Origin of the sequence: Thiocapsa imhoffii (genome assembly GCF_016583985.1) — a bacterium.
GTDB lineage: Bacteria > Pseudomonadota > Gammaproteobacteria > Chromatiales > Chromatiaceae > Thiocapsa > Thiocapsa imhoffii.
In genome coordinates this window covers 63,305-74,565 of record NZ_NRSD01000022.1, presented here as the reverse complement: position 1 = coordinate 74,565, position 11,261 = coordinate 63,305, and the positions used below count along the sequence as shown (strand labels likewise).

Here is an 11,261-nt window from a genome sequence, read left to right as displayed (position 1 = left end):
ATCTCGCATCGTCGCGTTTACTACTTCGTCAAATCTGTCACAATCAAATTGCTTACTAAAAGGTTATTTGCTTCTATTATATCATTTAATCTCCGCTCTATTGAGCGGAACTTTCTATACAGTCTCTAAGGCGCCAGAACCGGTGCGGACCGCGTCTGGCAACAGGCGCGGTCCGCGTCCTGAGTCTGAGGAACTGGGCGACCGGACCAAACATCAGCGAACCGAGTCGAGCAGCGCGTTCTTCACCCACTGCACACAGGCCCCGTCACACGCGCACTCATCGACGCACGCTCCCTCCGCGATCGCGCCGCGGCGCCCAACGCCTCGCCAACTCGGCAGCCCCCATCGGTCGACCAAAGAGGTAGCCTTGCGCCTCCTGACAGCCTTCGCGGCTGAGGAAGACCGCTTGCTCACGCGTCTCGACACCCTCGGCGAGGACAGCGAGTCCGAGCGTGCGACCGAGCCCGATAATCGCGCGGGTGATCGACTCGTCGTTAAGATCGCGGCCGAGGTCCTTGACGAAGCTGCGGTCGATCTTGAGACGTTGCACGGGTAATCGCTTGAGATACGCAAGCGCGGAGTAGCCGGTGCCGAAGTCATCGATCGCGAGGCGCATCCCCATCTCCCGGATGGCACTCAACGCTGCCCGTGCATCGCCCGTCTGCGACATCAGAACAGACTCGGTGACCTCGAGCTCGACGCGCGACGGATCGATGCCGGATCGAGCCAGCGCGCGTGCGATCCTCTCGACGAATCCACCCTGCTCCAGTTCGTGGATCGAGAGATTCACGGATAGACGGGGCACACGAAAGCCGACCCGATCCCAGTCTGCCACCTGATTACAGGCAAACCGAAACGCCAGCTCCCCGAGCTCGCCAATCAGGCCGATCTCCTCGGCGAGCGGGATGAAGCGCTCCGGCGAGACCGAACCGAGCTGCGGACTCTCCCACCTGAGGAGTGCCTCGATGCCGCAGAGAGATTCGTCGGCAAGATTCACTTGCGCCTGATACGCGACGCGAATCTCGCCCCGATCGAGCGCCGAGCGGAGCGCCGTCTCAAGCGTCTGACGCTCGATCATCCGCTGATCCATTTCATCGGTATAGAAGGCGAACTGATTGACGCCTTGCCATTCAGCCTGATTCAGAGCCATGTCGGCATGCCGGAGCAAGGCATCACCATCGTCACCGTCGCGGGGAAAGACCGCAATGCCGATACAGGCCGTGATGTAGAGTGCATGCGCGTCCACCAACAGGGGCTGTGTGAAGCTCCCAAGAAGCTTTCGCGCCCCGACCGCGGCGTCCTGTGGATCCGCAAGGTCCTCCATGATGATCACGAACTCATCACCGCCCAACCGTGCAATCGTGTCCGAGGCCCGCATTTGCGCGCTCAAGCTGTTCGCGACACCGATGAGAACGGCGTCTCCCACCTGATGGCCAAGCGAATCATTGATTTGTTTGAAGCGCTGGAGATCGAGGAGCAAGACAGCAAGCTGACGATGATCGCGGCGGGCGCGCTGCAGACCATGCTCCAAGCGCGAGCGAAACAAGTTGCGGTTCGAGAGATGCGTCAGCGGATCATGGTGCGCAAGATAGTCGAGGTCTTCCTCAATCTTTTTCATATCGCTGATATCGCTGAAGACACCGACATAGTGCGACACCGCCTCCCCGGTTTCGCGGATCGCGGTGATCGTCAGCAGCTCCGGATAGATGGCGCCGTTCTTGCGTCGGTTCCAAATCTCGCCACGCCAGTGTCCGGTCTCCTTCAGCTGCGTTGTCAGCGCATCATAGAAGTCGGCGTCATGGCGTCCGGAGTGCAGCAGTGCAGGTGTTTGCCCGAGCACCTCCTCCTCGGTATAGCCGGTAATCGCGGTGAAGGCTCCGTTCACCGACTGGATGCGTAGATCCGCATCGGTCAACATCACCCCTTCGGCCGTGCTCTCGAGGATCTGCGCCGCGAGCCGCAGCTGTCGCTCGCGCGCCCGTCGCTCCGTGATGTCGCGCACCACGGCCAGAATGCGCGGAGACCCCCCGATGCTGGTGCGCCGTAACGATACCTCCACCCAAAAGCGTTCCCCACCAAGCTTCATCGCCCGCCACTCGAAGCGCTGAGGCGTTCCAGCGTAAGCCTGACGGAGATGCTCGAGTGCTACGGCCTCGTCGTATGGAGCCTCGTTCGAAATCAGATCACTGAAACGCCGCTCCAGGCACTCCGAGCGCGTCCGGTAGCCATAGAGAGCGGCGAAGGCGTCGTTCACATCAAGAAAACGTGCGGTGACCGGATCCTGAAGCGCGATGCCATCATCCGTCGCGTTGAAGATCTCGCGATAGTTCCGCTCGCTCTCGCGCAAGGCGCTCACCGCCCGCTTATGATGATCGACATCGGTGTGCGTGCCGAGGACCCGACATGGGTTTCCGTCCGGAAACCGCTCCACAACCTTACCGCGGGTGAGGATCCACAGCCAGGCACCGGAGCACATGCGCATGCGGTACTGCATGGCGAAGGCATCGTCCTGGGCGATCACGGCGAGGATTCGCTCGCGCGTTTGCGCACGATCATCCGGATGGATGCCTTCGAGCCATGCGACAAAGCTCGGCTCGAAGGCATCCCGAGCGTACCCCAGCATACGGAAATACCGAGCGTTAACGGTCATGCGACCACTCGCCACATCCCAGTCCCAAAGGCCATCGTTGGTCGCCGCAAGGGTGAGGCGAAGCCGTTCCTCGTTGTCGCGAAGATGTCGATCCAACACCTTGCGCTCGGTCACATCCCATGCCACGCCATGCACCCGCACCGGTAATCCGGCCGCGTCACGCCGCACCTCGCCGCGCGCATGCACCCAGCGAACGCCGCCGTCGGGGCGGACGATGCGATGGACGATGTCGTAATCACCCAGTCCAGCGCGGGCGCGCTCCATGGCACGACGAATGCCCGGGATATCCTCCGGGTACGCGCAACTCGCGATCAACTCGTCGATGGTTGGCGTTGGGTTGGTGGTCCCGTGGATTCGCATCCAATGCTCGGAAACGGTCATGTGATCCCGATCGAGATCCCAATCCCAAGCACCCAAATTGGCCAAGCATTCGGCGTTGTCCAAAATCCGGCGTGTCGACTCCAACGCCTCGACAGCCGACAGATGATCCGTATCACAGTGGAGGATACCGACCAACGCGCTGGTTGCACCCTGCTCCGTCACTGGCCAAGCGAGAGTCCGGATGGATTCAATGTGGCCAACGGGCACCAGCAGTCGGCCCGACACATCGAAGCCGACGCCACGCTCCAGCGCGGTCAGAAAAGCCGTTGCCATGCGCGGGCGATCCTTGGGTCGATAGCGATTGATCCAATCCGCCAGACTCGCATCTTGCCCGGTGGTCAGTCCCAACAGTTTTCTTGCGCCATCACCCAGGCACAGCTTCCGCAGGGCGAGATCGATCCCCCAAATGGCGAGGCACGCATGTTCGGGAACGGCATGGAAGAGGATCGCGCCGATTTTCGTCCGGATCGCGTTGTGGCTGGAGACCCGGCAACTCGGATCGGGCTCACAGATATCCGCGAGTCGAGCGAGGGTTTGGGGTTCGTCATTCAATTTCATGTCGACCAGCCTACGCAGTGCAGTCTCAATGCGCCGGTGGCGCGCGATTCATCAGGCTGGACAACAGCGGTCCAAGATCCAAATTTCAACAGCGAATCGAACGATTGACCAACGGTGGACCAGTGCATGCGGAATCTGACGGAGCAACAGTGTGATCGCGACGTGGTACGCAAACACGATCTCAACTGCTTGAATCTGAGTATAACCGACATCTCCGAGTCCACTGTGCTTGAGCGGCGGTCACGCGGTGATTCAATCATCTTCAGCCTCATCAGATGGCGACGAGGTGCAACCTGAGACGCTGACCCTTGAGCGAATCAGTGGCTCGTCTTCGCGGAGCGGTGACGATGATCCGCATCGCCGATCATTGCATACGCTAATCGCAATCGCTATCATTACGACCCTTAAGTCGAGGCTGAATCGATCTGTTCCACACCCCCACCTCGACACTCGAGATGTGCGCCGGCGGCCATGAGGTTCACCCACGCCGTCGATCGTACGCGTCGAACAACTCGCCCAAGCCAGCTCTCTGCCGAACCGGCATCAGCTAGCCAATTCATCCGTACCAGATTTCGGAGATTGTGCCGTGACTGAATGCCAAACACCTGGACCACACCGCCACGCATTCGCAGCAGAACCCAGAGCGGTCCAGCCGACTTGGCGGATCACCCTTGGCGTACTTGCGCTGGGGCCACTCGGGAGCTTGAGTCTGCACGCCGAGGAACTGCCGACGCTGGTCGTGACCGCGGGCGGATTCGAACAGGAGATCATCGATGCGCCAGCCAGCATCACGGTTGTGACGCGGGAAGAGCTCGAACGTCAGCGGGTGAACTCGCTCGCCGATGCACTACGAAACCTCGAAGGCGTCGACGTCGACGGATTGGATGCACGCAGCAACAAGACCGGAAACAACAGCGTCAGTTTGCGTGGTCTACCCAGCGAATACACCCTAATCCTGATCGATGGGCGGCGTCAGAATGTCGCCGGAAATGTCACGCCGAATGCCTTCGGCGATTCCGCAGCCGTCTTCTTCCCCCCGGTGGCGGCCATTGAACGGATCGAGGTCATCCGCGGCCCGATGTCCACCCTCTATGGTGCCGACGCGCTCGGCGGCGTCGTGAATATCATCACCCGCAAGCCCGGGGCGGATTGGACTGGAACGGCGATCCTCGACACGAATTTTTTCTCGGACTCCGCGTTCGGCTCGACCACGGGACTCGAGGTTTATGGTGCAGGACCGATCGTATCCGACACCCTGTCTGTGCAGTTCTATGGACGGTTACTCGATCGTGATGAATCCAGGGTCAGCTTTCCCGGCCAAGACACCAGCCTCGACCGGCGTCGCACCATGGGGCAAAGTCCGGTTGCGGCCGATATTCAAACCGCCGGAGGCCAGATTTACTTCACGCCCAATGCGCGCCATGAGTTCTATCTGGGAATGGATTACACCGATCAGACCTACAACAATGATCGCGGACAGATGGGCAGCATCCGCCCCGGCGACGGCTATCTCCCCGAGCTGGGGTTCGAGCGTGAACAGTATTACGGTGGCTATACCGGAATCTTCGACCTCGGCGTCTGGGAGACAACCCTGACACACAACACAACCCGCACGACCGGGCGGGCGATCCCGAATGCCGCCGCCTCGGCAGAGTCAGGGCGCCCCGGTCTTGATCGTCGACTCGAGACCACCAGCACCATTCTCGACTCGAAGTTCCTCGCCCCGATCGGCGCTCATCTGCTGACCCTCGGGGCACAGTACTGGCAGGCCGAACTGACCGACGGCATCCCGAACACCAGCTTCCGCAATCATCAATGGGGGGTCTATCTCGAAGACGCCTGGAGTCTCACCGACAGCTTAGCCCTCACGGCTGGGGTACGCTACGACGATCATGATGCCTTTGGGGGGCGTGTCACGCCACGCGCATATCTCGTCTGGGGTGCAACCGACCGCATCACGTTCAAGGGTGGTTTCGGTCAGGGCTATAAGGCGCCGTTCCTCGAACAACTCCACGACGGCATCATCGGGTTCGGGAATCAGGGGCAGGATCCCTTGTTCGGCAACCCGAACCTAAAACCGGAAACCAGCACCAACTATGAAATCTCGGGAATCTTCAACGACCCAAACGGGCTCTTCATGCAGGCCACGCTCTTCTACACCCAACTGAACGACAAGATCGAGCGCCCGATCGCCGCCCTTGGCGTCACCGACGAGTTCGCCAACATCGGCGAGGCGAACGTGAAGGGGGCTGAATTGGTCGCCAGCTATCCCATCGCCCCGAACTGGGTCTTCGGCGGCAACTACACCTACACCCAAAGCGAGGTGACCAGCTCGAACATTGTTGGAATCCAGCGTGGCGACCCACTGCTCGGGGTCCCGGATCACGCCCTGAACCTGCGTCTGACCTGGCAGCCAACGCCTCAGGTCAGCGCCTATCTCGCCAATGAATATCGTAGCAGCCGCAATCGTCCCGACAGTTTCCACGAACCTCATCTCGGCGGGAGCGCGCAAGGGGCCGCCGAGTCCTTGGGCTCCTTCAGGGGATTCAATGTGTTCAATCTCGGCGGGTCCTACCAGATTTCGGACCAGTTGAGCATCAATGCCGTGATTTATAATCTGGAGAACCGCAATTTCAACGACTACCGCGCCTATCCGCTGCGCAATGACCCCAGCGTCATCGCCTACAGCAACGCCTACAACAATCTCTACGAACCCCGCCAGCTCTGGGTCTCCTTCAATGTTGCCTTTTGATCTGGCTCCAATTGCCCCCGGTCCTGGCCGCTGCGAAGATGTGCGGACCTAACCGCGACTCAGGATTTTCACTCATGACCTATCCACGGCTGATCCTGACTCTGTTGGCCTTGAGTCCGCTGATGGGGCATGCCGCGGGCGCGGCGACCGAGATCGGGGTCGAACTCAACAAACTCGAGACGCACGCCCCGGATTGTCGCGTCTATCTGGTGTTCGACAACGGCGCCGGACCGGCACTGGACGTTCTCCAACTCGACCTCATCCTGTTCGATCACGAAGGGTTGATCATGCGTCGTCTCGCTGTCGATTCGGCACCGCTGCGAGCCGCGAAGACGACGGTGAAGCTCTTTGATATCCCAGATCTGGACTGTGAGGCCATCGACCGGATCCTCATCAACGACGTGCTCGAATGTCGTGATGAGACGGGGCCGCTGACCGATTGTGTCGAGCGACTCGATCCTTCCTCACGCGCACCGGCGGCCCTGGTCAAGTGACCCGCGGCCGCGAGAACCGGGAGAGACCCGATGCCTGAGAGTGCAACAACCGTGACCGCCATCGCCCCGGACGAGCTGGCCGTCGAGGCGCTGGAGCAGACTGCAACGAACGACGCCTGGTTCGGCGCCATCACCCCCTCCACGCTGGCCCCACCGATTCCCGAACCCCTGCGAGCACTCCTCGAGGCCGGTGGACCGGTGATGCTGATCCTGGCCGCCGCGTCGGTCTTCGCCCTGACGGTGGTGCTGCTCAAGCTGTGGCAATTCTCCATGCTGCGCGGTCGTGGCGAGGCTCAGATCGAGACCGCCCTCCTGGATTGGCGCGCAGGGCGCGGCACGGCGGCCCTCGCGGGTCTCGCCAGCGCGCGTCACCCCAGCGCCGCGATCGTGCGCACCGCGATGTTGGGGCTCCGGCAGCACAATGACCCGGCGGCCTTGCGCGAAGAGGTCGAACGGCAGGCCACCGGCTTCCTCGCCAGCCTCCGCAGCCATTTGCGCAGTCTCGAGGTCATCGCCAGCCTCAGCCCGCTGCTCGGCTTATTGGGCACCGTCATCGGGATGATCGATGCGTTCCGCGCCCTGGAAGCCGCCGGCAACCAGGTCGACCCCGCGGTTCTGTCCGGCGGGATCTGGGTCGCTCTCTTGACGACCGCGGCGGGGCTCTCGGTCGCGATTCCCACCTTGGTAGCCTTAAACGGGTTCGAACGACAGCTCGAAGGCATCACCGCGCGGTTGGAGGATCAGGTCACCCGCGTCTTCACGGCTGATTTGAAACTGACGGAACCGCATCCACGGGAGGTTTCGGATTTCCCGCATGCTGGGCAACTCGATGCGGTTTGAGAACACCCACACGCGACGACGATTGGTGAGCCTCACCCCGTTGATCGATGTCGTCTTCATCCTCCTGGTGTTCTTCATGCTTGCCTCGAGCCTGACCCCATGGCAAGCAGTCGAACTCGAGGCGCCAGCGACAGCAAGCGCCGGGACGCCGCTCCTTGGGGCGTGGCTGGTGCGCATCCGCGCCGATGGGCTTGATCTCAACGCCGAGCCGATCGCGCCCGCCGCGCTCTCCGCGCAGGTCGCGACCCGCGCACAGCACGACCCCACCCAGGCGATCCTGGTCCAACCCGCCGCCGGCGTGAGCTTGCAGGAACTAGTCGATCTGCTCGATCTGCTGCGTCAGGCCGGGGCGACCCAACTGACCCTCTTGAGTCAGTGAGGCGACCACGACGAGTGCGCGTGGGCACAGGGGAGCTGACTGGACGCACATCCGACCGACCGGGTCGAACCGACCTCGACCCAGCATCATAGCGAGCACGACCTATGCGATTGACCAGACCGCGCGCCAAGACCGACCATGAAGAAAATCTGATTCCGCTCATCAACATCGTCTTCCTGCTCCTCATCTTTTTCATGCTCGCTGGGCGTCTTGCACCGAGCGACTCGATGGCGTTGGAGCCACCACACGCTGACGCCCAGCAGCGCGCGGGCACCACCCAGGTTCTCGTGAGCATCGGAGCCACGGGCCAGATCAGCCTGGGCGGTGAGCCACTCGCGCCCGAGGCGCTGGCTGAACCCCTCAGCGCAACCTGGTCAGAGGACGCGCGCGCGTTGCAAATCAAGGCCGACGCCGCCCTGGATGCCGTCGATTTCATCGCGCTGCTGGATCGCTTCCGTGCCGCGGGCGCCGAGGAGATCGAACTCTTGACGCTGCCGAGAGGGAACTGATGCACCTGCGCGGATACCACTGGGGCATCGCGCTCTTCTGTGCCCTGCTCGCTCATTTCGCCCTCGCCGCGCTCTTCGAGCCACCCGCACCCATCCAACTCGAGGATCCAGGTGTGCGAATCGCGCTCGGTGGCACCGGTCCGAGCGGCGGCGTCACGGCATCCACCGCATTGCCGGCCGGTGCGCCCACGTCGAGCGCCACGGCCGTGCCACCACCAACGGAGGTGATCCGCGCATCCGAACCAGAAGCGGCGACAACCGTGACGGCCACGACACCGATTCAGCCGCGGCAGGCCACGCAACCCATCACGGCGACCGAGCCGCGGCCACCGGCACCGGTCACGCCGCGCCCACCCGCGCCCCAACGCACCGAGCCGGCCCGCACCGACGCCGCACCAACGGCGTCGACTCCGCGTCAGGCCGCAGCCAGCGCGACCCCCTCTCCGTCCCATACCGAGCCATCCAATGCCCCTGCAACCGGCTCCGCGGGCGCGGCGAGTGCGGGCGGTGGCGGAACAACGGGGGCGGATCAAGGGGGGCAGTCGCAGGATCGCTACTATGCCGAACTCGCGGCCTGGCTCGAACGACACAAACGGTATCCGACGCACGCACGCCGGCTGCGTCTCGAGGGCGTGGTCCGAGTCCGCTTCGTGATCGACCGCACGGGCCGGCTGATTTCGCATCGGATCGAGACCAGCTCGGGGCACAGCGCACTCGATGAGGCCGCCTCCGAACTCCTGCGGCGCGCCTCCCCGATGCCAGCGATCCCGCCGAGCTTGGGCCAGTCACGCTTGGAGATCGTCGTGCCGATCGCCTATCGGCTACGCTGAGTGTGCATCGGTATTGACCCAGTCCCCAAGTGCCGCGCGGCGCCAGACTTAGGGCTCAGGGCTGGACTGACGCATGGAAGGCGGCACGAAAGCGCGTCAGGAAGAGATCATAATCGGTTGCCGGCAGCCGGTTGATCCCGGCGGCGGCCTTACGTCCGCCTCCGCTTGGAAATTCGCGGCACAGTGCATCCGCGCCATCCGGGCGCGCAATGGGGGCACGCACACTGACGAGATAGCTCGCGCCATCGGGGAGGCAGGTCAGCATCGCCTGCGCCTGCTCTGGTGCCTGCTGCGCAAGCTCATTGGCCAAGACGCCGCTCGCGCGTCGCGCCCAAGGTTCATTCGGGAGTACGACCAACCGGTGGCGCGGATCCTCAAACGCCGGGGCAACCGCCCGAGCACGCGTCATATCGTCCCGATAGCCATCGCACAAGGCTTGGAAAGCTGGATCCTCAGTGATGAAGTCAAGCGGATCGGCATAGGGGCGCATCCGCTGAAACAGGATCTCCGGCGAGAACAAGAGGTCTTCGATGGTCTCGCCATACCCGTTGTAGTTGAGATAGATCCCAAGTTCTCGCAACAGCTCCAGTTCCTCCTTGGATAACCCCAATGGGACGGCGGCACGGCGGGCCGCGTCGTCAAAATTGTCCCCAAAGGTGCCGACCACCGCCCAGGCGCGCTGGGTGCCGCCCAGCACCTCATCGACGAGGAGGCTGGTCCCTTTGTCCGGCAGGGTCTCGATCCGCACCTCCAGATTCGGATGCGCAGGGATCTCTCCCGCAAAATGGTGATCGAAGTAGCGAATCTTCACACCCTGATCGAGCAGGCGTGCAACGGCGGCGCGGTTCTTATCGAATGACAGATCCAGCACTGTCACCTGATCGCCAGCCACGGCCTCGACCCGCTCGAGCAGGGTGATATCCCGTTTCACCCCCGTGACGAGACGGCTCTCGAGTGGATCGGCGAGACGCAGTTGTTGGAGCGCACAGAGTCCGTCTGCGTCACCGTTAAAGACATCATAGTGTGTCATGTCGCAACACCAGCTCGGATTCATCGATGGGAGGGACGAATGATACCAGTAACCAATGAGTTTTCGGTTTCCGGTCGGCCCGCGGTCGCGGGGGTTTCGGGGACAAGGATGCCGCCGTGAAGCCTCCCAGGATGGATTCACGGCGCCCCCAGCGACCGCGGGCTGACCCGAAACAGGCCGATCATTCAGATCTTTTGGGTCTGCCACCCACGCAGCGGCTTGGCTCCACATCGGTTTCGTCACCCACGGCATTGCCCAGCCCGATCGGGATCGGTAGACTACTGAGTCCATTCTTAATCTTGACGTGTCGGTTCGGCCGCAAGAGCCACTCGGCCGCGGGTCGCCGCTCGTCAACCGGCCTCTTCACCGCATCATCCCAAACGGAATCACTATGGCTGTTGAGCAAACCCTATCCATCATCAAACCCAATGCCGTCGCGAAGAATGCCATCGGGGCCATTCTGAGCCGTTTCGAAGCCGCGGGTCTGCGGATCATCGCCGCGCGGATGCTGCATTTATCCAAGGAGCAAGCCTCGGCCTTCTATGCGATTCACCAGGGCAAACCCTTCTTCGACGAACTGGTGGACTTCATGACCTCGGGGCCGGTCATGGTGCAGGTGCTCGAAGGTCAGGATGCGATCGCCAAGAACCGCGACATCATGGGCGCCACTAATCCAGCGCAGGCGGCCCCTGGAACGATTCGCGCCGACTTCGCGGACTCCTTCACCGAGAACGCCGCGCACGGATCGGACTCGCCCGAGACGGCTGCGACCGAAATCGCCTTCTTCTTTCCCGAAGGCGTGTGCGTGCGCACACGCTGATCGCGCCCGACCCGACCT

9 protein-coding genes are annotated in these 11,261 nt (G+C 62.4%); 7 read left to right on the top strand and 2 right to left on the bottom strand.

The genetic code is table 11. The features are described 5' to 3' along the window. Positions 1-277 precede the first annotated feature (277 nt). Positions 278-3,589, bottom strand: a complete 3,312-nt coding sequence (locus tag CKO25_RS16770) for an EAL domain-containing protein (RefSeq protein WP_200389093.1) — start codon at positions 3,587-3,589, stop codon at positions 278-280. Positions 3,590-4,175: 586 nt separating this feature from the next. Between CKO25_RS16770 and CKO25_RS16765 the strand changes: the two genes are divergently transcribed. The 6 genes from CKO25_RS16765 (at position 4,176) to CKO25_RS16740 (ending at position 9,393) form a co-directional block, all read left to right on the top strand. Then, positions 4,176-6,341: a TonB-dependent receptor domain-containing protein gene (locus tag CKO25_RS16765; protein WP_338115158.1), complete on the top strand. Its 2,166-nt coding sequence runs from the start codon at positions 4,176-4,178 to the stop codon at positions 6,339-6,341. A gap of 74 nt (positions 6,342-6,415) precedes the next feature. Further along, on the top strand, positions 6,416-6,835 hold the full coding sequence (locus CKO25_RS16760; RefSeq protein WP_242467681.1) for a Tat pathway signal sequence domain protein: 420 nt from the start codon (positions 6,416-6,418) through the stop codon (positions 6,833-6,835). A gap of 30 nt (positions 6,836-6,865) precedes the next feature. Next, the gene (locus CKO25_RS16755; protein WP_200389092.1) at positions 6,866-7,675 is read left to right on the top strand and encodes a MotA/TolQ/ExbB proton channel family protein; all 810 of its coding nucleotides are present in this window, start codon (positions 6,866-6,868) and stop codon (positions 7,673-7,675) included. After that, a complete protein-coding gene (locus tag CKO25_RS16750; protein WP_242467680.1) occupies positions 7,650-8,054 on the top strand; it encodes an ExbD/TolR family protein in 405 nt (134 codons plus the stop codon). The genes CKO25_RS16755 and CKO25_RS16750 overlap by 26 nt, the downstream gene beginning before the upstream one ends. Before the next feature lie 104 nt (positions 8,055-8,158). Beyond that, entirely contained in the window at positions 8,159-8,563 is a 405-nt protein-coding gene (locus CKO25_RS16745; RefSeq protein WP_200389091.1) for an ExbD/TolR family protein, read from the top strand. Next, positions 8,563-9,393, top strand: coding sequence for an energy transducer TonB (locus CKO25_RS16740; protein ID WP_200389090.1), 831 nt, complete (start codon positions 8,563-8,565; stop codon positions 9,391-9,393). Before CKO25_RS16745 ends, CKO25_RS16740 begins: the two co-directional genes overlap by 1 nt. Before the next feature lie 55 nt (positions 9,394-9,448). On the opposite strand, the gene CKO25_RS16735 is transcribed toward CKO25_RS16740, so the two are convergent. Beyond that, the gene (locus tag CKO25_RS16735) at positions 9,449-10,423 is read right to left on the bottom strand and encodes an acetyltransferase (RefSeq protein ID WP_200389089.1); all 975 of its coding nucleotides are present in this window, start codon (positions 10,421-10,423) and stop codon (positions 9,449-9,451) included. Between the two features lie 391 nt (positions 10,424-10,814). Here CKO25_RS16735 and ndk point away from each other — a divergent pair, with 391 nt between their 5' ends. Continuing rightward, complete coding sequence (ndk, locus tag CKO25_RS16730; RefSeq protein ID WP_200389088.1) at positions 10,815-11,243, top strand: nucleoside-diphosphate kinase; 429 nt, start codon at positions 10,815-10,817, stop codon at positions 11,241-11,243. The last annotated feature ends 18 nt before the right edge of the window (positions 11,244-11,261 follow it).